Origin of the sequence: Microbacterium invictum (genome assembly GCF_034421375.1) — a bacterium.
Taxonomy (GTDB): domain Bacteria; phylum Actinomycetota; class Actinomycetes; order Actinomycetales; family Microbacteriaceae; genus Microbacterium; species Microbacterium invictum_A.
Map to the genome: position 1 here is coordinate 2,264,047 of NZ_CP139779.1, position 23,174 is coordinate 2,287,220.

General features: G+C 70.3%; 26 protein-coding genes, 1 tRNA gene and 1 pseudogene. 8 read left to right on the forward strand and 20 right to left on the reverse strand.

What is annotated here, in order from left to right:
• Nucleotides 1-3 precede the first annotated feature (3 nt).
• A complete protein-coding gene (locus T9R20_RS10970; RefSeq protein ID WP_322409349.1) occupies nucleotides 4-270 on the reverse strand; it encodes a metalloregulator ArsR/SmtB family transcription factor in 267 nt (88 codons plus the stop codon).
• Between the two features lie 29 nt (nucleotides 271-299).
• On the opposite strand from T9R20_RS10970, the pseudogene T9R20_RS17075 reads away from it, so the two are divergent.
• Nucleotides 300-473 (forward strand): annotated as a pseudogene (locus T9R20_RS17075) (hypothetical protein); the annotation flags it as partial.
• Between the two features lie 92 nt (nucleotides 474-565).
• On the opposite strand, the gene T9R20_RS10975 reads toward T9R20_RS17075, so the two are convergent.
• Nucleotides 566-772: a multidrug transporter gene (locus tag T9R20_RS10975; RefSeq protein ID WP_322409350.1), complete on the reverse strand. Its 207-nt coding sequence runs from the start codon at nucleotides 770-772 to the stop codon at nucleotides 566-568.
• 826 nt (nucleotides 773-1,598) lie between these two features.
• Nucleotides 1,599-1,672 (reverse strand) — tRNA-Pro (locus tag T9R20_RS10980).
• Between the two features lie 97 nt (nucleotides 1,673-1,769).
• On the opposite strand from T9R20_RS10980, the gene T9R20_RS10985 reads away from it, so the two are divergent.
• Genes T9R20_RS10985 through T9R20_RS11000 form a run of 4 tightly spaced genes read left to right on the forward strand, consistent with a single transcriptional unit; the run spans nucleotide 1,770 to nucleotide 3,466 of the window.
• Nucleotides 1,770-2,291 carry a lysoplasmalogenase family protein gene (locus T9R20_RS10985; RefSeq protein WP_322409351.1) on the forward strand — a complete coding sequence of 174 codons (522 nt, stop codon included), beginning with the start codon at nucleotides 1,770-1,772 and terminating at the stop codon, nucleotides 2,289-2,291.
• Nucleotides 2,198-2,473, forward strand: a complete 276-nt coding sequence (locus T9R20_RS10990; protein WP_322409352.1) for a lysoplasmalogenase family protein — start codon at nucleotides 2,198-2,200, stop codon at nucleotides 2,471-2,473. The genes T9R20_RS10985 and T9R20_RS10990 overlap by 94 nt, the downstream gene beginning before the upstream one ends.
• The gene (locus T9R20_RS10995) at nucleotides 2,470-2,838 is read left to right on the forward strand and encodes an RNA-binding S4 domain-containing protein (protein WP_322409353.1); all 369 of its coding nucleotides are present in this window, start codon (nucleotides 2,470-2,472) and stop codon (nucleotides 2,836-2,838) included. Before T9R20_RS10990 ends, T9R20_RS10995 begins: the two co-directional genes overlap by 4 nt.
• Before the next feature lie 40 nt (nucleotides 2,839-2,878).
• Nucleotides 2,879-3,466 carry a GNAT family N-acetyltransferase gene (locus tag T9R20_RS11000; RefSeq protein WP_322409354.1) on the forward strand — a complete coding sequence of 196 codons (588 nt, stop codon included), beginning with the start codon at nucleotides 2,879-2,881 and terminating at the stop codon, nucleotides 3,464-3,466.
• A gap of 48 nt (nucleotides 3,467-3,514) precedes the next feature.
• Here the strand turns inward: T9R20_RS11000 and T9R20_RS11005 are convergent, their stop codons facing one another.
• The 15 genes from T9R20_RS11005 to T9R20_RS11075 all read right to left on the reverse strand — a co-directional run bounded on the left by T9R20_RS11005 (nucleotide 3,515) and on the right by T9R20_RS11075 (nucleotide 17,904).
• Nucleotides 3,515-4,435, reverse strand: a complete 921-nt coding sequence (locus tag T9R20_RS11005) for an NUDIX hydrolase (RefSeq protein ID WP_322409355.1) — start codon at nucleotides 4,433-4,435, stop codon at nucleotides 3,515-3,517.
• Between the two features lie 76 nt (nucleotides 4,436-4,511).
• The gene (der, locus tag T9R20_RS11010; RefSeq protein ID WP_322409356.1) at nucleotides 4,512-6,065 is read right to left on the reverse strand and encodes a ribosome biogenesis GTPase Der; all 1,554 of its coding nucleotides are present in this window, start codon (nucleotides 6,063-6,065) and stop codon (nucleotides 4,512-4,514) included.
• The gene (gene cmk / locus T9R20_RS11015) at nucleotides 6,055-6,744 is read right to left on the reverse strand and encodes a (d)CMP kinase (protein ID WP_322409357.1); all 690 of its coding nucleotides are present in this window, start codon (nucleotides 6,742-6,744) and stop codon (nucleotides 6,055-6,057) included. The genes der and cmk overlap by 11 nt, the downstream gene beginning before the upstream one ends.
• Nucleotides 6,737-7,870 carry a prephenate dehydrogenase gene (locus tag T9R20_RS11020; RefSeq protein WP_322409358.1) on the reverse strand — a complete coding sequence of 378 codons (1,134 nt, stop codon included), beginning with the start codon at nucleotides 7,868-7,870 and terminating at the stop codon, nucleotides 6,737-6,739. The genes cmk and T9R20_RS11020 overlap by 8 nt, the downstream gene beginning before the upstream one ends.
• On the reverse strand, nucleotides 7,867-8,631 hold the full coding sequence (locus tag T9R20_RS11025; RefSeq protein ID WP_322409359.1) for a pseudouridine synthase: 765 nt from the start codon (nucleotides 8,629-8,631) through the stop codon (nucleotides 7,867-7,869). Before T9R20_RS11025 ends, T9R20_RS11020 begins: the two co-directional genes overlap by 4 nt.
• Complete coding sequence (scpB, locus tag T9R20_RS11030; protein WP_322409360.1) at nucleotides 8,628-9,227, reverse strand: SMC-Scp complex subunit ScpB; 600 nt, start codon at nucleotides 9,225-9,227, stop codon at nucleotides 8,628-8,630. Before scpB ends, T9R20_RS11025 begins: the two co-directional genes overlap by 4 nt.
• Nucleotides 9,217-10,062 (reverse strand): ScpA family protein, encoded by an 846-nt coding sequence (locus tag T9R20_RS11035; RefSeq protein ID WP_322409361.1) that lies wholly within the window; start codon nucleotides 10,060-10,062, stop codon nucleotides 9,217-9,219. Before T9R20_RS11035 ends, scpB begins: the two co-directional genes overlap by 11 nt.
• Nucleotides 10,046-10,951 carry a ParA family protein gene (locus T9R20_RS11040; protein ID WP_322409362.1) on the reverse strand — a complete coding sequence of 302 codons (906 nt, stop codon included), beginning with the start codon at nucleotides 10,949-10,951 and terminating at the stop codon, nucleotides 10,046-10,048. The genes T9R20_RS11035 and T9R20_RS11040 overlap by 17 nt, the downstream gene beginning before the upstream one ends.
• Nucleotides 10,952-11,009: 58 nt before the next feature.
• Nucleotides 11,010-11,960 carry a site-specific tyrosine recombinase XerD gene (xerD, locus tag T9R20_RS11045; RefSeq protein WP_416182901.1) on the reverse strand — a complete coding sequence of 317 codons (951 nt, stop codon included), beginning with the start codon at nucleotides 11,958-11,960 and terminating at the stop codon, nucleotides 11,010-11,012.
• A gap of 8 nt (nucleotides 11,961-11,968) precedes the next feature.
• Entirely contained in the window at nucleotides 11,969-12,565 is a 597-nt protein-coding gene (locus tag T9R20_RS11050) for an NUDIX hydrolase (protein WP_322409363.1), read from the reverse strand.
• Nucleotides 12,558-14,246 (reverse strand): CTP synthase, encoded by a 1,689-nt coding sequence (locus tag T9R20_RS11055; RefSeq protein WP_322412163.1) that lies wholly within the window; start codon nucleotides 14,244-14,246, stop codon nucleotides 12,558-12,560. The genes T9R20_RS11050 and T9R20_RS11055 overlap by 8 nt, the downstream gene beginning before the upstream one ends.
• A complete protein-coding gene (gene recN, locus T9R20_RS11060; protein ID WP_322409364.1) occupies nucleotides 14,233-15,972 on the reverse strand; it encodes a DNA repair protein RecN in 1,740 nt (579 codons plus the stop codon). The genes T9R20_RS11055 and recN overlap by 14 nt, the downstream gene beginning before the upstream one ends.
• Entirely contained in the window at nucleotides 15,969-16,937 is a 969-nt protein-coding gene (locus T9R20_RS11065; RefSeq protein WP_322409365.1) for an NAD kinase, read from the reverse strand. Before T9R20_RS11065 ends, recN begins: the two co-directional genes overlap by 4 nt.
• Nucleotides 16,934-17,734, reverse strand: a complete 801-nt coding sequence (locus tag T9R20_RS11070) for a TlyA family RNA methyltransferase (RefSeq protein ID WP_322409366.1) — start codon at nucleotides 17,732-17,734, stop codon at nucleotides 16,934-16,936. Before T9R20_RS11070 ends, T9R20_RS11065 begins: the two co-directional genes overlap by 4 nt.
• Nucleotides 17,731-17,904: a hypothetical protein gene (locus T9R20_RS11075; protein ID WP_322409367.1), complete on the reverse strand. Its 174-nt coding sequence runs from the start codon at nucleotides 17,902-17,904 to the stop codon at nucleotides 17,731-17,733. The genes T9R20_RS11070 and T9R20_RS11075 overlap by 4 nt, the downstream gene beginning before the upstream one ends.
• Before the next feature lie 340 nt (nucleotides 17,905-18,244).
• Between T9R20_RS11075 and T9R20_RS11080 the strand changes: the two genes are divergently transcribed.
• The 3 genes from T9R20_RS11080 to T9R20_RS11090 all read left to right on the forward strand — a co-directional run bounded on the left by T9R20_RS11080 (nucleotide 18,245) and on the right by T9R20_RS11090 (nucleotide 21,094).
• Nucleotides 18,245-19,636: a LuxR C-terminal-related transcriptional regulator gene (locus T9R20_RS11080; RefSeq protein WP_322409368.1), complete on the forward strand. Its 1,392-nt coding sequence runs from the start codon at nucleotides 18,245-18,247 to the stop codon at nucleotides 19,634-19,636.
• A gap of 216 nt (nucleotides 19,637-19,852) precedes the next feature.
• Nucleotides 19,853-20,896: a glycosyltransferase family 2 protein gene (locus T9R20_RS11085; RefSeq protein WP_322409369.1), complete on the forward strand. Its 1,044-nt coding sequence runs from the start codon at nucleotides 19,853-19,855 to the stop codon at nucleotides 20,894-20,896.
• A gap of 18 nt (nucleotides 20,897-20,914) precedes the next feature.
• Nucleotides 20,915-21,094 carry a hypothetical protein gene (locus T9R20_RS11090; protein WP_322409370.1) on the forward strand — a complete coding sequence of 60 codons (180 nt, stop codon included), beginning with the start codon at nucleotides 20,915-20,917 and terminating at the stop codon, nucleotides 21,092-21,094.
• A 33-nt stretch (nucleotides 21,095-21,127) separates the two neighbouring features.
• Here the strand turns inward: T9R20_RS11090 and T9R20_RS11095 are convergent, their stop codons facing one another.
• Nucleotides 21,128-22,162, reverse strand: coding sequence for an HAD-IIA family hydrolase (locus tag T9R20_RS11095; RefSeq protein WP_322409371.1), 1,035 nt, complete (start codon nucleotides 22,160-22,162; stop codon nucleotides 21,128-21,130).
• The gene (locus tag T9R20_RS11100) at nucleotides 22,162-22,896 is read right to left on the reverse strand and encodes a hypothetical protein (protein ID WP_322409372.1); all 735 of its coding nucleotides are present in this window, start codon (nucleotides 22,894-22,896) and stop codon (nucleotides 22,162-22,164) included. Before T9R20_RS11100 ends, T9R20_RS11095 begins: the two co-directional genes overlap by 1 nt.
• Nucleotides 22,897-23,174: the final 278 nt, after the last annotated feature.

Genomic DNA, 23,174 nt, shown 5'->3' on the forward strand with positions numbered 1-23,174 from the left:
CTGTCAATCGAGGGGCCATCGCGCGGCGATCTCACGCAGCGGCTCGGGGTTCATCCGATGGATCTTCGTCCTGCCCACGCGCGCCGTGCGCACCAGATCGCTCTCCTCGAGGATCATCAGGTGCTGCGACACCGCCTGCCGCGACGACGTCGTACCCGCGGCGAGAAGGCGGGTGCAGATCTCGAACAGCGTCATCTCCGCACCTCCGGCGAGCAGATCGAGGATCTGACGACGCGTCGGATCCGCGATCGCCCGGTACACGTCGGACACGAGACCACAATAGGCAAGTGATGGCTTGCATGTCAACGATCCTGCACCTGGTTGACTCTCACACCGTGTCATGGTCGAGTGTGGCCGTCACGCACTACTCGATCGGAGAGTTCGCTGCCCGGGGGCGGATGAGCGTGCGGATGCTGCGACACTACGACGCCATCGATCTGCGCATCCTCGCGAGCGTGGACGCTCGCAGGGGATACCGCCGATACGCGATCGATCAGTTGCCGCTGCTGATCCGGATCGTCGGTCACCCGTCGCGGCGCCGCCGACTGACCGCCTCCAGCTCGGATCAGTCGGGGTCGACGGCGTCGTCGCCGGTCGGGCCCATCCCCGGGCGCACAGGGGCGTCCGGATCGATGTCGATGCGGCGGATGCCGTCGTGCTCGCTGACACGGATCCGGGGGGCGGCATCCTCCTCCGTCGCCTCCGGCGCGCGGGTCAGCTGATCGTGCCGGTCTTTCGCTCGCTGGGTGTCGTCGTCGGTGGGAGTCTCCATCACCCCACCGTAGGAGCGCGTACGACGCACGCCTTGGGCTTGACACCCGCGGAGAGCGAGGGCGCCGATCCGGGAATAGCCACCGCAGCGATCCCGTTGGCCTCGCCCGGAGCGGTGCTCGTCCGGAGCACCGACGACGAACGGACGATCCCCCCGTGATTCTCTTCTCCCCCACCACCGTCGGATCCTTCATGGTCGGGCCGTCGCGGCCGAGGTCGGCGGCGAGCGCGTCGGCATCCGGATCTCTCCCGCGCACAACATCCAGGACGTCTGGGAGCGCGACGCCGACGAGACGCGGGCGACGTATCTCGCGCTCGTCGAAGGACTTGCCGCTCTCGGGCTCGCGTACCTCAGCATCCTCCACGAGAACCCCACCGACGAGCTGCCGCAGGGACTTCGCCGGGTGTTCGGCGGCACCCTCATCGCCAACTCGGGATTCGGCCGCGTGACAACCCGCGACGAGGCACTGCGCACCGTCGGCAAGGACGTCGCCGACCTGGTGGCCGTCGGTCGCGTCACGAACGAGGCCGCCCGGCCCTCTGCTCGGGCGCAACCCGTCAGAAAATGCTGCCTCCCCGGCGTCCTGACCGCACCCATCGACGGGTCGCGGAGCCTCCGGCGACGGGGGCCCACCAGACACCACGCCGAGGAACGCGAAAGGGCCGGCCCTTCGGCCGACCCTTTCGCATTCCGGTCGGGATGCGCCCCATCGCCCCTCCACACGGCGCTCCGCGCCGCGCGAAGCCTCCGGCGACGGGGGCCCACCAGACACCACGCCGAGGAACGCGAAAGGGCCGGCCCTTCGGCCGACCCTTTCGCATTCCGGTCGGGATGACAGGATTTGAACCTGCGACCCCTTGACCCCCAGTCAAGTGCGCTACCAAGCTGCGCCACATCCCGAAGTCCCCGCCGAGGCGCGGACAACTCCCCCATCCTACCGGCTCGTCAGAGCGCGCGCGAACGCGCGCAGGCGCGATGGGCCGGGTACTCTCCCCCCATGGCCTCGACGCGGACTCCCCCTCGCCCGCCGTCGACCGCAGCCCGCCGTCTCGTGCTCCCGTTCGCCCCGTACATGCTCGTGGCGATCGTGCACGTCGTCGCGCTCGCTGCCGGTGCATCTGCCATCGCCGGCCCGACCAAACTGCTTCTCATGCCGCTCCTGGCCGTCGGCGTCGCCACGACCCTCCGCGGCGCGACCCCCCGGGCCCCGGCCATCCTGCTGTTCGTCGCGATTGCGCTGTCGTGGCTCGGTGACGGCGCGGGCACCTTCTTCCCCTTCGCACCCACCGTGCCGATGATGCTGCTCTGCTTCGGGCTGGCCCACATCGCCTACATCGTCCTGTTCTGGCATTTCCTCGCCCGGCGACCGGTCCCGCCGTGGACGATCGTGTACGCCGTGTGGTGGGGAGCGCTCCTCGCCGTGCTGTGGCCGCACCTCGGACCACTCCTCATCCCCGTCGCGCTCTACGGCCTCGTGCTCGGGGGCACCGCGGTCGCCGCCTCCCGGGGGGCGCGCTGATCGCCGTCGGCGGAGCGTTCTTCCTCACCTCCGACTCGATCCTCGCCTTCGACCTGTTCTGGCCCGGCGCGCCGACGGGCGTCACCGGCCCCCTGGTGATGCTCACCTACACGCTCGGCCAGGGACTCATCGCCCTCGGCGTCGTCCGCGCCATCTCTTCCGGCCGGGGAGGCACGAGGTGACCGACGGCACCACACGGGTCGACGCCTGGCTCTGGGCGATCCGCGTGTACAAGACCCGCTCCGCCGCGACGACCGCATGCCGGGCGGGACATGTCCGCGTCAACGGAGAGCGGGCCAAAGCCGCGGTGCAGGTGAAGCCCGGTGACGAGCTGCGCGTGCGCATCCAGGGGTTCGACCGCATCCTGGTCGTGCGTCAGACGATCTCCAAGCGCGTCGGCGCCGCGGTCGCAGCATCCGCCTTCGAGGATCGCACGCCGCCTCCGCCACCGCGCGAGCTCGCGGGCTCGGTTCCGGTGCGAGACCGCGGGGCGGGCAGGCCGACCAAGCGCGAGCGACGCGACCTCGATCGCCTCCGAGGTCGCTGACGGCAGGGCGCATGTCGATGGCGGGGGCTACCGTCGGTCCATGAGCGTAGAGATCCTGCCCGCCACCTCCGAACGCCACGACGACGCCGTCCATGCCCTCGCACACGGCGACGGACTGAGCTGTCTGTGCCAGTGGTGGATGGTCCGCCCCTCCGATTTCGCCGCGTTGACTCAGCAGGACAGAGAGCGGATGCTGCGCGACGACCTCTCCGCTCCTGTCGCGCCGGGCCTCGTCGCCTACCGCGACGGCGAAGCCGCCGGCTGGGTCAGAGTCGGCCCTCGGCCGGCTCAGGCGCGCATCGCACGCACCCGCGCGATCCTCGGTCACAGTCACGAGCCGCTCGACGACCCGTCCGTCTGGGCGGTCACCTGCTTCGCGATCCGCCGCGAGCATCGCGGCGAGGGCTTGATGCGCGAACTCCTCGACGCCGCCGTGGCGCACGCCCGGGCACACGGCGCCCGTGTCATCGAGGGGTACCCCCTCGACCCCTCGGTGAAGAAGCGCACAGCGAACGACCTCTACCACGGCACCGTCTCGGTCTTTGAGAGCGCCGGCTTCGAGGTCGTCGCTCGCCCGAAACCCGGCAGCGCGATCGTCGCGCTGCCGGCGGGCGGCGCGGCAGACTGACGCTCGCCCCCGACCGAGGCCTCGATACCGGGCGGGATCCCCTGAGGACTACGGCGCGGTGTAATCCGGCAGCAGATCGAGCAGCCACCGGGCCCCGTGTGTCGTCGCCCCGGCCGCGCTCACCCGCGCCGCCAGCTCGCGATCGCTCGTGACCACCGTGACGGCTTCACCGCGGGCCGCGGCCGCCCCGGCCGCCGCGACGATCTCGTCGTCGCCCGAATGAGAGGCCGCGACGACCTCGAGCCCCTCCGCCTGCGGTACCTCTGCGCGCCGGGATTCGCCCTCGACCACGGCGATCATGCGCGCAAACCAGGTGTCACCCTGCAGCCCGAGAGCCCGAGCGTCGACGCCGGCGTCCGCGAGCCCTCCGACGCGGTGAAGAAGGCGGCTCGCCGCGCCCGCGCGATCGCGCCACCACCCGTCGGGAACCGCGCCGACCACATTGGCCACATCGATGATCACCGTGGGGCGGATCCGCAGACTCTCGCGCAGCGATGGCCAGGCCGCCCCGAAACCGGGATGGAGCGGATACTCCTCGACCTCGTCGACGCCCACCCACCCGAGCTCCAGACTCTCGGGATCGGCGATCACCGGCTCGAAAGGCACCGTCACCTCGGCGGCGACGGTCGTGTAGGTCCAGACCCCCAGGTCGAGCACGCTGACGAACCGGGGACGCACCGACCCCGCGGGGACGCCTGCTTCCTCACGCGCCTCGCGCAGCGCGGCATCCGTCGCGCCCTCGCCCTGGTGGCGCGCACCACCGGGCAGCCCCCAGGTCCCGCCGAAGTGGCTCCACCCGACGCGGTGCTGCAGGAGCACGCCGCGCTCCGGATCGACGGCGAGAAGCCCGGCCGCCCCGAACCGTCCCCAGAACCGCTCCCCCGACGCCGTCTCGACCCAGGCGTCGCCGGGATCGCGCGGCCCGCTCGGACGACGCGGCCCATCGCGGCCGGAGGGTGGGATGGTCACCCCTTCAGCCTGTCACAGCACCGCGGGCCCAGGCCCCGGCACCGTCATCGGATGTCACCTGGCGGGGCCTTCCGACTCAGCGCTGACGACGCTCCCGCACCCGCATGTTCAGCACGATCGGCGTGCCCTCGAAGCCGTAGAGCTCCCGCAGGCGGCGCTGGATGAAGCGGCGATACCCGGGATCGAGGAATCCGGTGGTGAAGAGCACGAACGTCGGCGGACGCGTCGACGCCTGCGTTCCGAACAGGATGCGGGGCTGCTTGCCGCCGCGGAGCGGGTGCGGGTGCTCGGCGACCAGCTCGGAGAGGAAGGCGTTGAACTTGCCGGTGGAGATCCGCTGATCCCACGACGCCAGCGCCGTCTCCAGCGCCGGGACGAGCTTGTCGAGGTGCCGGCCGGTCCGGGCGGAGATGTTGACGCGCGGCGCCCAGGCTACGTGCGCGAGGTCCTGCTCGATCTCGCGCTCGAGGTAGCGACGACGGTCGGCGTTCTCGAGATCGGTGTCGTTCAGACGATCCCACTTGTTGAACGCCAGCACCAGCGCGCGTCCGGATTCGAGCACGAGGTCGATGATGCGGACGTCCTGCTCGCTGAGCGACTCCGAGACGTCGAGCACGACGACGGCGACCTCCGCCTTCTCCAGCGCGGCAGACGTGCGCAGCGACGCATAGAAGTCCGCGCCCTGCTGAAGGTGCACCCGGCGGCGGATGCCGGCCGTGTCGACGAACCGCCAGAGCTTCCCGCCGAGTTCGACGATCTCGTCGACCGGGTCACGGGTGGTGCCCGCGAGCTCGTTGACGACGACTCGCTCCTCACCGGCGGCCTTGTTCAGCAGCGACGACTTGCCGACGTTCGGTCGACCGAGGATCGCCACGCGACGCGGGCCGCCGATCTCCTGCTTGGCGACCGCCGAGACCTCCGGCAGCACCTTCATCAGCTCGTCGAGGAGGTCCGCCACGCCGCGCCCGTGGATGGCGGAGACGGGGTGGGGCTGGCCGAGGCCGAGGTTCCACAGCGCGGCGGCTTCGGGCTCCTGCCGGGCATCGTCGATCTTGTTCGCGACGAGGAAGACGGGCTTGCCGCTCTTGCGCAGCAGCTTCACGACATGCTCGTCGGTGGAGGTCGCACCGACCATGGCGTCGACGACGAACATCACGACGTCGCAGAGGTCGATGGCGATCTCGGCCTGCGCCGCGACCGAGGCGTCGATGCCGCGGGCGTCGGGCTCCCACCCTCCGGTGTCGACGAGGGTGTAGCGCCGGTCCATCCACTCGGCTTTGTAGGTCACCCGGTCGCGGGTCACCCCGGGGGTGTCTTCGACCACGGCCTCGCGGCGACCGAGGATGCGGTTCACGAGAGCGGACTTGCCGACGTTGGGACGCCCGACGATGGCGACGACCGGGAGCGCAGGGAGGAATTCGACCCCGTCGCCCTCGTCGACCAGACCGGCCAGGAGCGCAGAATCCTCTTCTTCGAGGTCGTAGTCCGACAGGCTCGCCCGGAGCGTCGCCGCGCGCTGCTCGGCGAGGTCGTCGTCGATGTCGGCGAGGGTCTCGGCAAGGCGGTCTTCTCCCCCGTCGTACTCGCCGTCGTCGGCGAGGGCGTCGGTGGGACGCGTGTCATCGGACATCGGGGACTCCCGTCTCCACGAGCGAGCGCACGACACCGAGGACGGCGTCGACGGTCTGAGCGAAATCGAGATCGGTCGAGTCGACCACCGTCACCCCGGGCGCGGCGGTGAGGAAGTCGACGACCGTGCTGTCGGACGAGTCGCGCCGCTCGAGGGCGGCCGCGACGGCGGCGGTGTCGTCGGTGTCGAGCTCGGCCGATCGCCGCGCCGCCCGCACACCCGGATCGGCCGTGAGGAGGATGCGGACGGGAGCGTCCGGCGCGACCACCGTGGTGATGTCGCGCCCTTCGACGACGACTCCCGGCCTGGTCGTCCCCACGATGAGCCGCCGGAACAGGGCGGTGATCGACCGCCGGACCGGCGCGACGCGGGCGACGCCGCTGACGGCGTCGGTGACACGCTGCTCGCGGATGGCGGCGGTGACGTCGACCAGTCCGACACGGACGCGGTAGTGCTCGGGGTCGAGCGAGATCTCGACGTCGAAGTCGCCGGCCAGCTCGAGAACCGCGGTGGCGTCGGAGGTGTCGGCACCGTGCTCGAGGGCGTGCCACGCGAGCGCGCGATAGGCGGCGCCGGTGTCGAGGTAGCCGAAGCCGAGCCGACGCGCCACCTCCTTCGACACGCTCGATTTCCCGCTTCCTGCGGGGCCGTCGATGGCGACGACGAGAGGATCAGTCATGGGTGGTGCTCGCAATCTTCCAGCCGCGGGACTCCAGCCCCGCGATCGCGGGGCGGACGGCGTAGGGGACGACACTGATCTCCGCGAGGCCGAACAGCGCTCCCGGCGAATGCTCCAGTCGCAGATCCTCGACGTTCACCTCGAGCTCGCCGAGATCGCCGAAGAGCCTGCCGAGCTGTCCGGGTCGGTCGTCGACCATGACGACGACGGTCTCGAAACGCCTGTTCTGCCCGTGCTTTCCGGGCAGGCGCTCGACGCCGTCGTTGCCGCGACGGATCGTATCGGCGAGCGAACGACGGGCACCGGGGGCTTCCGGGGCGCGGAGAGCGTCGGAGACGTCGGCCAGATCGGCCGCGACAGCGTCGAGGACGGATGCCACGGGTCCGGCGTTCGCCCCGAGGATCTGCACCCACAGCTCCGGGGCCGAGGCGGCGATGCGGGTCGTGTCACGGACTCCCTGACCCGCGAGGCGCAGGAAGCCGTCGGGGGCGTCGACGAAGCGCGCAGCGAGAAGACTCGCGACCAGCTGAGGAACGTGCGACATGAGCGCGACGGCGGCGTCGTGGTCCTCCGGGGTCATCTCCAGCGGTGTCGCACCGAGATCGAGCGCGAGGGCTTCGACGACGGCGAGGTCGCGTGCCGGAGTCTCTTCGTCGCGGCAGACCACCCACGGTCTTCCCATGAAGATGTCGGCACGGGCGGCGATCGCCCCGCCGCGCTCCCGTCCGGCCAGCGGGTGCGACCCGATGTAGTGGGTCAGATCGACCCCGCGTTCGCGGAGCGTGCGGAGCGGCTCGAGCTTGACGCTGGCGACATCCGTCACGACCGCTTCGGGGTGGCGACGCAGCTCCCGCTCGATGACGTCGGCAGTGACATCGGGCGGGACGGCGACGACGATGAGTGCCGGATCGTCGTCCTCGCGAGTCGCTCGACCCGCGCCGTAGTCGATCGCCAGCCGCAGCTGCGAGGGAGAGGTGTCGTCGAGGGCGACGTCGACGCCGAGGGCGCTCAGCGCATGACCGATGCTCGCCCCGAGCAGCCCCGAGCCGACGATGCGCACCGTCCCCTGAACCCGCGGCGCGAGCGGCGGGGCCGGGCGCGCGGCAGAGCTGTTCTCGAGGGTCACGGGTTCTCCTGGCGCGACAGGGTCAGAAGCGCGCCGCGTTCCACTGTAGTCAACTCCCGCGCCTGCCCCACGGCCAGGGTTCCCAGGTGCAGCGGTCCGAACTGCCGCCGCACCAGCTCGAGGACCGGATGCCCCACCTCGGCCATCATCCGGCGCACGATGCGGTTGCGCCCCGAATGGAGGGTGAGCTCGACGAGGGATTCGTCCTCCGTGGGAGAGGCCGACAGCAGCCGCGCCTTGTCCGCCGCGATGGGTCCGTCCTCCAGCTCGACGCCGCGGGTCAGGCGCGCGATGGTCTGCGCGGTGACGCGCCCCGCGACCTTGGCGACGTACACCTTCGTCACCCCGAACGAGGGGTGGGCGAGGACGTGCGCGAGGGCGCCGTCGTTGGTGAGCACCAGCAGGCCGCTGGTGTCGGCGTCCAGCCGGCCGACGTTGTACAGCCGTTCCGGCCACGGCGCCGTGAACGAGCGCAGGTCCGGCCTGCCGCGATCGTCCTTGAGGGAACTCACCACCCCGCGCGGCTTGTTGAGCATCACGTACCGCTTGGACTGGTCCAGCTGCACGGCGACGCCGTCGACGTCGATGAGATCGGTGTCGGGGTCGACCCGCGACCCGAGTTCGGTCACCGTCTGCCCGTTGACCCGCACCCGCCCGTCGACGATCATCTGCTCGGCGACGCGCCGTGACGCCACGCCGGCGCCCGCCAGCGCCTTCTGCAGACGCACGCCCTCGGATCCGCGGTCGGTGGTCTCGCTCATCGGATGTCCTCGAAACCGTCGGCGCCGTCATCCAAGAGGGGTGAGATCGGCGGCAGTTCGTCCAGGGAGTTGATCCCGAGGTTGATCAGCAGCGCGTCGGTCGTCTCGTAGTGGATCGCGCCCGTGTCGGGATCGGTGAACGCCTCGGTGATGAGACCGCGGGCGAGCAGGGTGCGCACCACCGAATCGACATTCACCGCTCGGATCGCTGCGACCTGGCCGCGGGTGACGGGCTGCTTGTACGCGATCACCGCCAGGGTCTCGAGCGCCGCCTGCGACAGCCGCGCCGGCGCCTGGCCGCCGACGAACTCGCTCACGAGGTCGTCGTATTCGGCGCGGACGTACAGGCGCCACCCCCCTCCCACCTCGCGCAGCTCGAACCCGCGGCGGGGGCCTCCGCTCTCGCCGTCGTAGTCGGCGACGAGCGCCTCGACGGCCTGACGGACGGCGGCGACAGGAGCCCCCACCGCGGTCGCGAGGCTCACCAGGCTCTGCGGCTCCTCCACCACCAGCAGGATTGCTTCGAGTCGCCGCGCCACGGACGTCGGCGTCAGCGCCGCGGGGACGGATTCGGTCACGGTCTGCTCATCGGTCATAGTCGGCTCCCAGGCTGGCGAGACTCTCATCGCTCCATCGGTCGGCGGTCCACCGCAGGGTCAGCTCGCCCAGCGGCTCCAGCTGCTCGAACGACAGCGCCGCATGGCGGAACAGCTCGAGCACGGAGAGGAATCGCGCGACGATCACCCCCTGCTGGTCCACGCCGGCGATCAGCTCGCGGAAGGAAAGCGATCCCGCGCCTCGCAGGAGCGCAACCACCACCGCGGCCTGCTCGCGGATGCTGACGAGCGGCGCATGCAGGTGATCGAGCCGGACCTGGGGGATCTCCTTCGGGGTGAGGGCGAGCAGGGCGAGGGCGGCGAAGTCGGCGGCACTGAGGGTCCACACGAGTTCCGGCGTCGACGAGCGGTAGCGCTCGTCCAATCGGACGGCGCGGGCGTGTCGGCGGTCCTCGGTCTGGAGTCGCTCGGCGAACCAGGCCGACACCTGCTTGAACGCGCGGTACTGCAGCAGCCGGGCGAAGAGAAGGTCGCGGGCCTCCAGGAGCGCGACCGACTCGGCGTCGACGAGCTCCCCCTGCGGAAGGAGCCCGGCGACCTTCATGTCCAGGAGGGTCGCGGCCACGACCAGGAACTCCGACGCCTCCTCGAGCTCTTCGGCGGGGTCGAGCCGACGGAGATAGGCGATGAACTCATCGGTGACCGCGCTGAGCGAGACCTCGGTGATGTCGAGCTCGCGCTGCGAGATCAGCGTCAGCAGGAGGTCGAACGGACCGTCGAAGACGCCGAGCGAGACGCGGAAGCCGTCGGCGCGATCCCCGGGCCCGTCCGCCGGCTCCGAGGGACCGTGGGGGGTCTCAGGCGACGGCGCCACGCGCGACCAGCTCCCGCGCGAGCCGCAGGTAAGCCTGTGCCGCGGCGTGCTCGGGCGCGAACTCGGTGATCGGCATGCCCGACACGGACGCGTCGGGAAACTTCACGGTGCGTCCGATGACCGTCTCCAGCACCTCGTCGCCGAAGGCGTCGACGACGCGCTCGAGCACCTCGCGGGAGTGGAGCGTGCGCGCGTCGTACATCGTGGCGAGCACGCCGTCCAGTGTGATCGTCGGATTGAGGCGATCGCGGACCTTGTCGATGGTCTCGATCAGAAGCGCGACGCCGCGGAGCGCGAAGAACTCGCACTCGAGAGGGATGAGCACACCGTGGCTCGCCGTGAGGGCATTGACGGTGAGGAGTCCGAGCGAGGGCTGGCAGTCCACGAGGATGACGTCGTAGTCGCCCGACACCTTGCGCAGCACACGCGCGAGGGTGGTCTCCCGGGCGACCTCGTTGACCAGGTGGACTTCGGCGGCCGACAGATCGATGTTGGCGGGGAGGACGTCGAGGTTCTCCACGCGCGTCGAGACGATGACCTCGGCCGGATCCCGCTTCGTGTCGAGCAGAAGGTCGTAGATCGTCGGGATCTCGTGGGTCTGAATGCCCAGTCCCGCCGACAGCGCCCCCTGCGGATCGAAATCGACGGCGAGGACGCGACGGCCGTAGCCGGCGAGGGCGGCGGCGAGATTGATGGTCGTCGTCGTCTTTCCCACTCCGCCCTTCTGGTTGCACAGCGAGATGATGCGCGCGGGGCCGTGGCCGTCCAGCTTCGGCGGCGTGGGAAAACCCCGATACGGGCGACCGGTGGGACCGATCGGGACGTCACTGACGGCGGCCTTCTTCGCGCTTCGCGTGCTACCGGCCACGACTCTCCTGACTTCCGACATGTCTGATCGATTGTACTGACGCGCGCCGCCGCCTCCGGGGAGGCTCACCCATCGCGGCTCAGCGGGCCCGAGGATGACTGGTCGCGTAGACGTCGCGCAGGGCCTCGACACTGACGTGCGTGTAGATCTGCGTCGTGGTGACCGAGGCATGCCCGAGGAGCTCCTGCACGACGCGTACGTCGGCTCCGCCCTGCAAGAGGTGAGTGGCGAAGGAGTGCCTCAGTGTGTGGGGTGACACGTGCGCGGTGAGTTTCGCGCGCTCCGCGGCCTGTTGGATCACCAGCCACGCGCTCTGCCGCGACAGCGGCGCACCGCGGGCGCCGAGGAAGAGCCGAGGGGTCGCCCGACCACGGCGCGACAGCTCGGGGCGGGCGCGGGTGAGGTAGGCACCGAGTGCGGCCTGGGCATACGACCCCACCGGCACGATCCGCTCCTTGGCGCCCTTTCCGCGCAGACGCAGGACGGCGGGGTGCGCCACGTCGTCCACATCGAGCTGCACGGCCTCGGACACGCGCGCACCCGTGGCGTAGAGCAGTTCGAGGAGCGCCCGATCCCGCAGACCCACCTCGTCGCCCGGTTGCGCGGCGCCGGGCGCCGGCCCCGCGGCATCCAGCAGCTGCTCCACCTGCGCGATGGTCAGCGCCTTCGGCAGCCGCCGGGGCGCCCGGGGAGGCTGCAGGGCTCGGGAGGGGTCGCCCTCCTGCAGGCCCTCCTGGACGAGGAACCGGTGGAGCCCGCGCACCGAGGACTGCAGACGCGCGAGGCTGGATGCCGCCGGGGCGGGCTGTTCGCGCGCACGCTCGGCCGCGAACTCCGCGATGAGCTCGACGGTGACGTCGGTGAGGTCGGTGACCCCACGCGCGCCGAGCCACTCCCTGTAGATCCCGAGATCCCTCCGGTAGGCAGCGACGGTGTGGTCGGAGAGCCCCCGCTCGATCGTGATGTGGCGGAGGTAGGCGTTCACCGCCCGGTCAGGCGTCACCGTGCCGGCCTGCGGGGGGGTGATCATCGCCGCGCTCAGTCCGCTGCGCGCTCGCGTCGCAGAACCTCCGCGGCGGCGAGCGCGCCGGTCGCGAGGATGCCGTTGCGGAACCGGCCCGCGATGACGGCGTCGACGACGTCGGACAGCGCCACCCACGCGACGCGGATGTCGGCCTCTTCTTCGCCGCGGGCGTGCACCTCGGGGGCGGCGGACAGCCCGCGGGCGAGGAACAGGTGCACCACCTCGTCGTTCCCGCCGGGAGTGGTGAAGATGCTCACGAGCGGATCCCATCGCTCGGCGACGAGATCGACCTCTTCGGCCAACTCCCGTTTCGCGGTCTCCAGCGGCGGCTCGCCCTCGACATCCAGCAGGCCCGCCGGGATCTCCCAGTCGCGATGACGGATGGGGTGGCGGTACTGCTGGATGACGACGATGCGATCCTGGGCATCGACGGCGACGACGGCAGCCGCTCCTGGGTGCGCGACGTTTTCGCGGATGAGCTCGTCGTCGCCGTATCGGACGACATCCCGCTGGACGTTCCACACCCGGCCGGTGTACACCCGCTCCGCAGCTGCGACGAGCGGGGTGACCGGTTCGTCCGCGAGCGGCACGGAGTCGACGTGGTCAGCCATTGTCGACGTCGAACAGCTCACTGGCGCGGTGGCGTTCCAGGGCGGCGCCGACGAGGCCGCGGAAGAGGGGATGCGGCTCGGTCGGCCGCGACCGCAGCTCGGGGTGGGCCTGCGTGGCGATGTAGTAAGGATGGACCTCGCGCGGCAGCTCGACGTACTCGACGAGGTTGCGGTCGGGTGAGAGACCGGAGAAGACAAGGCCCGCCTCGGCGAGCTGTGCCCGGTAGGCGTTGTTCACCTCATAGCGGTGGCGGTGCCGTTCGAGGACGCGATCGGACCCGTAGACCTCGGCGGCGACGGAACCCTCGGCGAGCTGCGCGGGGTAGAGACCCAGCCGCATGGTGCCGCCGAGATCACCGCGATCGAGGATGTCGACCTGCTCGGCCATCGTCGCGATCACCGGGAAGGGCGTCTCGGGGTCGAATTCGCTCGACGAGGCGTCCGCGAGCCCCGCCATGTTCCGCGCGAACTCGATGACCATGCACTGCAGGCCGAGGCACAATCCGAGCGTCGGAATGCCCTGCTCGCGGGCGAAGCGGAGGGCACCGAGCTTGCCCTCGATCCCTCGGATGCCGAACCCGCCCGGGACGATGATCCCGTCCAGGTCGCCGAGCGCTTTGGCCGCCCCCTCGGGCGTCCGGCAGTCGTCGGAGGGGATCCAGCGGATGGTCACGTGGGTCTCGTGCGCGAACCCGCCGGCCTTCAGCGCCTCGGTGACGCTCAGGTAGGCGTCGGGGAGGTCGATGTACTTGCCCACCAGGCCGATCGTCACCTCGTGCTTGGGATTGTGCACGGCCTGGAGAACCTTGTCCCACCGCGACCAGTCGACGTCGGCGGCGGTGTCGAGCCCGAGGGATCGCACGATGTAGGCGTCCAGTCCCTGCTCGTGGAGCATGGTGGGGATGTCGTAGATGCTCGGCACGTCGACCGCGTTGACCACGGCGTCCTCATCGACGTCGCACATCAGCGCGATCTTGCGCTTGTTGCTCTCGGTGACGGGGCGGTCGCTGCGCAGGACGAGGGCGTCGGGCTGGATGCCGATGGAGCGGAGGGCCGCCACGGAGTGCTGGGTGGGCTTGGTCTTCTGCTCCCCCGACGCGCCCATGAAGGGCACCAGCGACACGTGGACGAAGAAGACGTTCCCACGCCCCAGTTCGTGCCGGATCTGCCGGGCGGATTCGATGAACGGCTGCGACTCGATGTCGCCGACGGTTCCGCCGATCTCGGTGATGATGACGTCGGGCCGGGGCTGCTCGCTGGCCTGCAGGCGCATCCGTCGCTTGATCTCGTCGGTGATGTGCGGGATGACCTGGACGGTGTCGCCGAGGTACTCCCCGCGGCGCTCACGCGCGATGACCTGGGAGTAGATCTGTCCCGTGGTGACGTTGGCCGCCTGACTGAGATCGATGTCGAGGAACCGCTCGTAGTGCCCGATGTCCAAATCGGTCTCGGCGCCGTCATCCGTCACGAACACCTCGCCGTGCTGGAACGGGTTCATGGTGCCCGGATCGACGTTCAGGTAAGGATCCAGCTTCTGCATCACCACGCGCAGACCCCGAGCGGTGAGGAGATTGCCCAGACTCGCGGCGGTGAGCCCCTTGCCCAACGAAGAGACGACACCGCCCGTCACGAAGATGTGTCTGGTGGTGTCGTCGTTCGGTCCCGCCTCAGGAGTCTGCATCACGGGCTTCGATCCTATCAGCCGGGAGCGGCGACGCTGCGGTCGCAGCGCCGAGGTCGAGGAGTTCTCTGGCATGCGTGAGCGCCGCGTCGGAGTCGGGCATTCCCGACAGCAGGCGCGCCATCTCGGCCTCGCGGGCGGCACCGGTCAGCCGCCGGACGCTGGAGGCGGTGACCGAGCCGTCGCTGGCCTTCTCCACCGTGAGGTGGTTGCCCGCGAATGCCGCCACCTGAGCGAGATGGGTGACGGCGATCACCTGCGCCGACCGGGCGAGCACCGCCAGGCGACGACCGACCTCGATGGCGGCGGCACCGCCGATGCCGGCGTCGACCTCGTCGAAGACGAAGGTCGGTACGGGGTCGGTGCCGGCGATCACCACTTCGATCGCGAGCATCACCCGGCTGAGCTCGCCACCGGAGGCACCGCGCGCGACCGGTCGAGGTTCGGCGCCGGGATGGGCGGCCAGCAGGAAGGTCACCTCGTCGCGGCCGGACGCGGTGCCCGCGGTTTCGGTGACGTCGACCCGCACCAGCGCGTCCGGCATCGCCAGGGCCTGCACCTCAGCCGTCACCGCCTGTCCCAGCCGCTCCGCGGCATCCATGCGCGCGGCTGAGAGCGCTGCCGCGGCGGCATCCAGCTCGGCGGCCACCAGATCGCGTTCCTCCGACAGCCGCGCGACGCGCTCGCCGTCGTCATCGAGCTCCATCAGCCGCGCCGACCCCGACGCGAGGAACCCGATCGCCTCGTCGAGAGTGCCATGTCGACGCACGAGCGCGCCGAGCACGGCCCGGCGCTCCTCGACACGCTCGAGCTCGCGCGGACCGGATTCGTCGAGATCGGCGAGGTAGGCCGAAAGGCCCGTCGCCGCGTCGACGATGCGATAGCCGATGTCGGCCAGGTCTTCGGCGTGAGCGCGCAGCGCGGGGTCGTCCACCCGCTCCAGCGCCTGCCGCGCCTCGGCGACGAGTGTCGCGGCGTCCGGCACGTCGAGCTCGCTCGAGAGCGCATCGTGGGCAGCCGCGGCGGCCCGTCGCAGCTCCTCGGCGTTGGCCAGCCGCTCCGCCCGAGCGGCGAGTTCGGCGTCCTCCCCCGGCTGCGGATCAGCCTCCTCGACCTCGGCGACCGCGGCACGGAGGTCGTCCGCTTCCCGGGCGCGGGCCTCGCGCGCCTCGACGAGCCCCCGCAGTTCTTCGTCGAGCACCCGGTGGCGCTGGAAGGCGTCGCGGTAGGCGGCCAGGGTGGCGCGCACCTTCTCGCCGCCGAAGCGGTCGAGGGCGTCGCGCTGGGCGGAAGCGGACCTGAGGCGGAGCTGGTCCGACTGCCCGTGCACCACCACGAGGTGATCCGCGACATCGGCGAGAACGCTGGCGGGGGCCGAGCGGCCGCCTACGCTCGCGCGACTGCGCCCCTCGCTCGTGACGGTCCGGCCCAGGAACAGCTCGGCCAGGTCGTCGTCCAAGGGCTCGACCTCTCCGCCGGCCTCCTCGACGCGCGCCGCCACGGGCCCGCGGACGGGCACGGTCCAGACTCCGTCGACCGCGGCCTGACCGCTTCCCGCGCGGACCACGGACGAGTCGGCGCGCTGGCCCAGCAACAGCCCCAGCCCGGTCACGACCATCGTCTTGCCCGCGCCGGTTTCACCGGTGATGGCCGTGAACCCGGGGCCGAGCGGCAGCGTCGCCTCGGCGATGACTCCGAGACCGCGCAGGCGCATCTCCTCGATCATGTCGGCCGCTTGCGTCCGGACGCGGTCGTCGGACCGCGCCACCCCTCGACCGGCAGTCGGAATTTGCGCACGAGACGGTCGGTGAAGGCCGCCGGATGCAGGCGGGCGAGCCGGACCGGATGAGAAGCGCGCCGCACCACGACGCGGGCGCCCGGAGGGAGATCGTGGGAGCGGCGTCCGTCGCACCACAGGATGCCGGTGTCGTCGGTCCGATCGAGGACTTCGATGGCGACCGCGTGCTCGGGCCCGACCACGAGGGGCCGAGCGAACAGAGCGTGCGCCGAGAGAGGCACCACCGAGATCGCCTGCACGGTCGGCCAGATGATCGGGCCTCCCGCCGAGAAGTTGTACGCGGTGGAACCGGTCGGCGTCGAGACGACTACGCCGTCGCATCCGAAGCTCGACAGCGGGCGACCATCGACCTCGATGACGACCTCCAGCATCCGCTGGCGGCTGGCCTTCTCCACGGTCGCCTCGTTCAGCGCCCAGGTGTCGTAGACGACCGCGCCCGAAGCGTCCTTGACACGCACCGACAGCGTCAGCCTCTCCTCGACCTGGTAGTCGCGGGCGATCACCATGCGCACGGCATCGTCCATGTCATCCGGCTCGATCTCCGCCAGGAATCCGACGTGGCCCATGTTGATGCCGAGCACCGGCGCGCGCCCGTCGCGGACGAGCTCGGCGGCCCGGAGGATCGTGCCGTCGCCGCCCAGCACGATTGCGAGCTCGATGTCGTCGATCGCGACATCGTCGCCCAGGCGACCGATGCGCGTGCGCGCAGCGTCCGGCTCTCCTGCGCGGAAGAGCCGCTCGGTCAGCAGTCTCATCTCGGCCGTGTCGTCGGCGGGGAGGACGGGTCGTGCACCGGCGGAGTGGAGCGCCTCGATCACGCGGGTCGCCGCGTCGATCGTCGCCGGTCGGTGAGCGTGCGCGACGACCAGGATGTTGCGCTCCGCCTCGGTCATCGCTCCCCTGCCACGTCGTTCACGGTCCCGAGCCATTCTGTCGGGTTTTGTCCCTCCCCCGGTCGGAGGTGGATGAGGAACTCGCGATTGCCGCGCGCGCCGAGGAGAGGCGATGCGATCACCCCCGCCGTTCCGATACCGAGGTCCCACGCACTCCAGAGGACGCCCGCCACCGCATCGGCGCGGGCGGAGGGGTCGGTGACGAGTCCTTCCCTCACTCCGGTCCGCCCCACTTCGAACTGGGGCTTGACCAGCAGCACGACATCGGCCGCGGTGGGCGTGACCTGCGCGATCCCGGGAAGGATGAGGCGCAGCGAGATGAAGGACAGGTCGCCGACGACGATCTCCGGACCGCCGGGGCCCGCCCCCCACGCCCGCCAATCGTCGCGGGTCATATCGCGGGCGTTGAAGCCCTCCACGACCACCACGCCGGCATCGGCACGGATTCGGGGGTCGAGCTGGCCGTGCCCGACGTCGACCGCGACCACCGTGGCAGCGCCGCGCTCCCGAAGGACCTGGGTGAACCCGCCCGTCGATGCGCCGAGGTCGAGGGCGATCCGATCCCGGGGCTCGACGTCGAACGCGTCGAGCGCGGCTGCGAGCTTCACCGCCCCGCGGCTGACGTAATGGTCGGCCGCGACGACGTCGATCACGGCGTCGCCGTCCACGCGGTGCGAAGCTTTGAGGATCTCCACACCGTCGACGCGTACCGCGCCCGCTGCGATGAGCGAAGCGGCGTGGGTACGCGATCGCGCGAGTCCGCGGGCAGCCAGCGCCGCATCCAGGCGATCCGTCATCGCTGCGTCGGATCGCCGCCGAGGCTCTGATCCAGTCGCCGCGCGAGATCGTCGTGGATCGCGGCGAAGGCGTCGGCGCGCTCGGCCAGAGGCTGGGACTCGATGATCTCCAAGGCGGACAGCAGCTCTGACGGCGTCGCATCCACGTCATCATCCCCGCGCCCTGCCATCCTCACAGAATACTGTCAATCCGATCGAGGGACGGCTCCGAACAGATACCGTCATAGACCTCTGCACCCGATGACGTCGGCCTGAGAACGCGGGAGTGGGCACCCGTGTCGACGGTGTCGGGTTCGGAGCGATGGAAGGAAAAGAACCTTGACGGTCGTCAATCCGTCGTCGCACCAGCCCGAAGCGACACACCGAATCACGTTCACGCAGCAATCGTCTCCGGAGGACGAAGAGAGTGGATGGCTCGCCGCCTTCCGCCACGGAGATCACGCCCTCCGCGCCTGGGTCCTGTCCCACCCGCCCGAGGTGTGGTCGCGTGATCCGGGCCTCCTCCTGGCCATGGCCGCCACGTACCGATGGGAAGGTGAGGCAGGCACCTGGCGAGCCCTGCCCTACCTGGAGAAGGCCGAGGCTCTGATCGAGGAGAACCCGTCGACGCCTGCTCGGCTGAGGGCGACCGCTGCACTCCTGCGATCGATGAACGAACGCTCCCGAGGCGACCTCGACGCGGCGTTCGACTATGCCGAACGAACGCTCGGCATCCTGTCCTCGGCGCACAGCGAGGTCCGCGACCGCCTCGACCTGCGCTCGGCGGCCCTGCTCAAACGCGGGACGATCCGGATGCTGCGAGGCGAGTTCCACCAGGCCCGGCTTGACCTCGAGCAGGGTCTGCGAGACGCTGACTCCGACCTGACTCCGAGAAAGCGGGTAGAGGCTCTCGGGTTCCTCACGATGGTCGAGTTCTTCACCGGAAGCATTCCCGACGCCGTGCGCGTGCTCCGTGCGGCACGACCCATCGCCGACCGCATGCCCGGCGGCCTCTGGTCCGCCCCACTGGAGATCGCGGAACTGCTCATCGCCGCGGAACGTGGCGAGCTCGCACGACATGCTGCAACTCTTGATCGACTCGCGACAGACGTGGAAGGCTCCGAGTTCGAGTTCCTCGCGCAGCACCTGCGGATCCTGCTCGCCGAGGAGCTCGGCGATCTCGACGGTCGCTTCGATATTGTCCGCCGCATGCGCACACTCGAGCGTCAGGGCGCGGGTGCGGAATTGCTTCGCCTGCTGCGCACGGGCGATCGTGCCGCCGCACTGCTGGACTCGGGAGATCTCACTCGAGCCAACATCGTCTTGCGCGGCGACCACGATCCAGGTCACCTGATCTGCATGGCGGCGCTGCGTGCACGAGCCGCCCTCGCCATCGGGGATGCTCGCGGCGCGATCGTGGAAACCCGATCATGCGTACTCGATGAGGACCATCCCACCCGTTCGCTGCTCGCCTCAGCCGCCGTGGAGGCGGAGGCTCGGGTCGCGCTCGGCGATTTGGGCTCAGCGGACGCGACATTCCGACACCTGCTTCGTGAGTGCGCCACCGGCGGCACCTTCCGCGTGTTCCGCACCATCCCCGGGCGAGTACTCGCACGGCTGGTCGCTCGCGCCGACGGGCGAACCGACCTCACGACGGCGGAGCGAGCGGTGCTGGACGTGCTCGCGGCTTCGCTCGATGCGCCTGAGCCCGATCGGAGCGCCGCGGTGGCGCTCACGCCGCGTGAGCACGTCGTGCTGGCTCGGCTGGCGGCCGGAGAATCTCCCCGGGCGATCGCCCACGCTCTCCACGTGTCGCTCAATACGGTCAAGTCTCAGCTGCGCAGCGCCTACCGCAAGCTCGGAGCCACATCCAAGGCCGGAGCCGTCGAGCGGGCACAGAGCCTCGGATTACTGACCGCCTGACGAAGGATCACCGGAAGGGCCGGGAGGGAATTCTCCTCCCGGCCCTTCCGCTGTGCCCCCCTCCCGGGGGGGGGTCGCCCGCTTCACCCTTGCGCCACCCCAGCCACCTCCCCGGTCACCCACTTTCCCTCCGTGAAACGCTCCGGATCCCACACATTCCCTCCCCTCCTCATCCGACCGTTCGAGTTGGACTGATGGTCGCCGAAAGGAGACGCAATGCTGTTCGCAGTCATCCCCGCCCACAACGAGGAGGCAGGCATCGCCCATGCCGTCCTCGGGCTGCAGCAGCAAACTACTCCGCCGGACCACATCGTGGTCGTTCCCGACAACTGCACGGACTCCACCGCCGCCATCGCCGCGGAGCTGGGTGCGGATGTCTGGCCGACGACGGAGAACACCGCGAAGAAGGCCGGTGCCCTCAATCAGGTCCTGGCGGTGATGCTGGAGGAGTTGGAAGACCACGACCTGATCCTCGTTCAGGACGCCGACTCCGCTCTCGACGAGGCATTCATCGCCACGGCGCTGCGCGAGCTCGCCTCCCCCCGCATCGGCGCCGTCGGGGGCGTTTTCCGCGGTTCTGAGGGAGGCGGGTTCGTCGGGCACCTGCAGCGGAACGAGTACGCGCGGTACGGGCGTGATGTCCGCCGGCTAGAGGGCAAGTGCCTCGTGGTCACGGGAACAGCCGCCGTCATGCGCGTCGGGGTGCTTCGTCGGATCAGTCTGGCCCGTGCGAAGGGCCTGCTTCCCGCCGGTGACGGGCACGGCGGTGTCTACGACACGACGGTCCTCACCGAGGACAACGAACTGACCTTCGCCATCAAGCACCTCGGCTACGAAGTCTTGAGTCCTGCGGGATGCACGCTGACGACTGAGATCATGCCGACGTGGGGAGAGCTATGGCGCCAGCGTTTGCGGTGGAAGCGCGGTGCGGTGGAGAACTGCGTGCAGTACGGGCTGACGCGGGTGACGTGGCCGTACTGGGGGCGGCAGCTGCTGACAATGGCGGGATGCGTCGTGACCTACCTGTATCTGGCGACCATCGTCTTCGCCGTCGTGACGGGGCAGTTAGGCCTGCAGCCATTCTGGCTGTGCGTCACGGCGATCTTCGTGGTCGAGCGTGTCGTCACCGTACGGGACCGCGGCTGGCGCTACATGCTGCCCGCCGCACTGATGTACGAACTGCTGCTGGACGTCTTCCTGCAGCTGGTCCACACGAAGGCTTACCTCGACGCGCTGACCCGACGTCAACGCGCCTGGTAGGGGGAAAAGGAGACCCACATGTACAACGACGCCATCTCAGCGACGGGCGCGGGAGCGGGAGCGGGAGTGCTCGCCGCGACCGGGTTCGACTCGCTCTGGCTCGGCCTTGCCGCGTTCGCTCTGATCGCTGCGGGCACCGCGGTGATGCGCATCGTGCCGCGTCGGCGGCGCGCCCTCGCGCATACCTCGTCGGAGTGACGAGAAGGGGGATGCCGTGCATCCCCCTTCTCGTCACGGCCGATGGAACGGGTCGGCGTAGAGCCGCTCGGGCATACGGAATCCGAAAATCGCACGCCCGGTGTTCCAGATCGCCGTCGCACCGGCACGAAGCAGGTCGATCGGCCGGTCGCCGTCGCTGTCGATGAGCACGTCGCCGCCGTCGATCCGCACACGCGCACGGCCCACCGTGACGGTGTCGCCCGAGACCCGGGTGGCGGGGTAGGGCTCGTGCAGCTCGCGAAGATCGGCCAGCAGATAGGTGGGCCGGGAGCCGGGCGGAGCGGCCAGCACCTGCTTCGGCCGATCGATCCCGGTCAGCACCAGCGCTGAGTCGATGCCGGCACGCCCCGCGCCGAGAATGTCAGTGTCGAGCCGGTCACCGATGAACAAAGGGTGCCGCGCCCCGAATCGTGAGACGGCCTCCTCGAAGATCGGCGTCTCGGGCTTCCCCGCCACCGTCGCCAGACGGCCCACGGCGGTGTGCACGGCGGATACGAGCGTGCCGTTGCCCGGGGCGATGCCACGCGCCTGCGGGATGGTCCAGTCGGTGTTCGTGGCGATCCAGGGGATCCCGCCATCCCCCTCGGGCACCTTCAGCGCATAAGCCGCCTCGGCCAGATGCCGCCACCCCACGTCGGGAGCAAACCCCTGCACCACGGCTGCCGGTGAGTCCTCGGCGCTGCGCGTCACGACGAATCCGGCCTTCTCGACCTCCTGTGTGAGGCCCTCACCCCCCACGACGAGAATGGACGATCCCGCCGGGATTCGCGTCGCGAGCAACCTCATCGCCGCCTGCGGACTCGTCACGACCTCCTCGGCACTCGTCGGGAGACCGAGGGATGTCAGGTGCTCGGCCACCGCGGCGTCGGTCCGAGAGGCGTTGTTGGTGATGTAAGCGAGGCGGCGACCGTTTCTCGCATCAGTGAGGGCGTCCACCGCGTACGGCAGCGCGCCCGAACCCGCGTAGACCACGCCGTCGAGATCAGCCAGGACGACGTCCACGCCCTCCAGCGGTGTCGGGTCCGCACGCCTGCCGAACAGAGCCATCAGTCGCGCTCCCCCTCGCCGCCGCCCGCGTCGCTCGGTTCCTTCCCTGCATCGACATCGACCACCTCTTCGGCGACGTCGTCGATCTCGACGGTCTCCCACTGGTCGTCGCCGTTCGCGCCGGCGATGACGTCCTCGGCGACGATAGCCCGCGCGCGCCACGACACCGCCTCCTCGTCGCGCCCCAGCTCCTCCAGCACCGCCGCTCGCGCGGCGAACAGATCCGCACTCCACGGAAAGGCCCGGTCCGGGTCGAGTTCGGGGATGTCCAGCTCCTGCAGCGCACGCTCGGTCTCCCCGAGATCCAGCCGCGCACCCGACATGGCGATCGCCAGGTGCACGCGGACGTCGACCGGAAGCGTCATGCGATCCACAGCTCGGCCCACCTCGAGGGCACGATCGGGTCGGCCGACCCCGCGCTCGCTGTCGACCATCAACGCGATCTGATCATCACGTCCCGAGATCCTTCGGTAGGTGCGGAGTTCTCGAAGAGCCAAGGCGAAGTCACCGACCGCATACGCGGTGATCGCGGCCGTCTCGCGAACGACGGCGACGCGACCGGCACGGCGGGTCGCCGCCAGGGCGTGTTGGTGCGCACGTGCAGGATCATCGTCGATGATCGACGCAGCCATCGCGAGATGACGCGCGACGGCCTCGGCATTCTCCTTGCTCAGCGTCTTCAGCTGATTCCGGGCCGCCGGATCGAGCGAACGCGCGGTGATGTCCTCCGGCAACTCCGGCTCGGGGACGCGCTCCGACTGCGGAGGCCGCGACCGGCGCTCGTCCCCGGCGCCACGGTGATCGCCGCGACGGGGACCGGCCCCGCGGTCGCCCCCAGGACCACCGCTGCGCTCGCCCTCCCGACGGGGCGCGCTGCGTCGATCACCGGCGCGCGGGCGATCTCCCTCACGACGAGGCGCCGAACGACGATCGTCGTCTCGGCGCGGCGAGGTGCGGTCGGAATCGCCACGTTCAGGCCGGCCCCGTCCCGAGCCGGCGCGATCGGATGCCG

What these genes read in the sequence shown, in the direction of transcription:
- T9R20_RS10975 (WP_322409350.1), bottom strand. Translation starts at nt 772, where the DNA reads ATGGAGACTCCCACCGACGACGACACCCAGCGAGCGAAAGACCGGCAC.
- T9R20_RS10985 (WP_322409351.1), top strand. Translation starts at nt 1,770, where the DNA reads ATGGCCTCGACGCGGACTCCCCCTCGCCCGCCGTCGACCGCAGCCCGC.
- T9R20_RS11000 (WP_322409354.1), top strand. Translation starts at nt 2,879, where the DNA reads ATGAGCGTAGAGATCCTGCCCGCCACCTCCGAACGCCACGACGACGCC.
- der (WP_322409356.1), bottom strand. Translation starts at nt 6,065, where the DNA reads ATGTCCGATGACACGCGTCCCACCGACGCCCTCGCCGACGACGGCGAG.
- cmk (WP_322409357.1), bottom strand. Translation starts at nt 6,744, where the DNA reads ATGACTGATCCTCTCGTCGTCGCCATCGACGGCCCCGCAGGAAGCGGG.
- T9R20_RS11025 (WP_322409359.1), bottom strand. Translation starts at nt 8,631, where the DNA reads ATGAGCGAGACCACCGACCGCGGATCCGAGGGCGTGCGTCTGCAGAAG.
- scpB (WP_322409360.1), bottom strand. Translation starts at nt 9,227, where the DNA reads ATGACCGATGAGCAGACCGTGACCGAATCCGTCCCCGCGGCGCTGACG.
- T9R20_RS11040 (WP_322409362.1), bottom strand. Translation starts at nt 10,951, where the DNA reads ATGTCGGAAGTCAGGAGAGTCGTGGCCGGTAGCACGCGAAGCGCGAAG.
- xerD (WP_416182901.1), bottom strand. Translation starts at nt 11,960, where the DNA reads ATGATCACCCCCCCGCAGGCCGGCACGGTGACGCCTGACCGGGCGGTG.
- T9R20_RS11050 (WP_322409363.1), bottom strand. Translation starts at nt 12,565, where the DNA reads ATGGCTGACCACGTCGACTCCGTGCCGCTCGCGGACGAACCGGTCACC.
- T9R20_RS11055 (WP_322412163.1), bottom strand. Translation starts at nt 14,246, where the DNA reads ATGCAGACTCCTGAGGCGGGACCGAACGACGACACCACCAGACACATC.
- recN (WP_322409364.1), bottom strand. Translation starts at nt 15,972, where the DNA reads ATGATCGAGGAGATGCGCCTGCGCGGTCTCGGAGTCATCGCCGAGGCG.
- T9R20_RS11065 (WP_322409365.1), bottom strand. Translation starts at nt 16,937, where the DNA reads ATGACCGAGGCGGAGCGCAACATCCTGGTCGTCGCGCACGCTCACCGA.
- T9R20_RS11070 (WP_322409366.1), bottom strand. Translation starts at nt 17,734, where the DNA reads ATGACGGATCGCCTGGATGCGGCGCTGGCTGCCCGCGGACTCGCGCGA.
- T9R20_RS11075 (WP_322409367.1), bottom strand. Translation starts at nt 17,904, where the DNA reads ATGGCAGGGCGCGGGGATGATGACGTGGATGCGACGCCGTCAGAGCTG.
- T9R20_RS11080 (WP_322409368.1), top strand. Translation starts at nt 18,245, where the DNA reads ATGGCCGCCACGTACCGATGGGAAGGTGAGGCAGGCACCTGGCGAGCC.
- T9R20_RS11085 (WP_322409369.1), top strand. Translation starts at nt 19,853, where the DNA reads ATGCTGTTCGCAGTCATCCCCGCCCACAACGAGGAGGCAGGCATCGCC.
- T9R20_RS11090 (WP_322409370.1), top strand. Translation starts at nt 20,915, where the DNA reads ATGTACAACGACGCCATCTCAGCGACGGGCGCGGGAGCGGGAGCGGGA.
- T9R20_RS11095 (WP_322409371.1), bottom strand. Translation starts at nt 22,162, where the DNA reads ATGGCTCTGTTCGGCAGGCGTGCGGACCCGACACCGCTGGAGGGCGTG.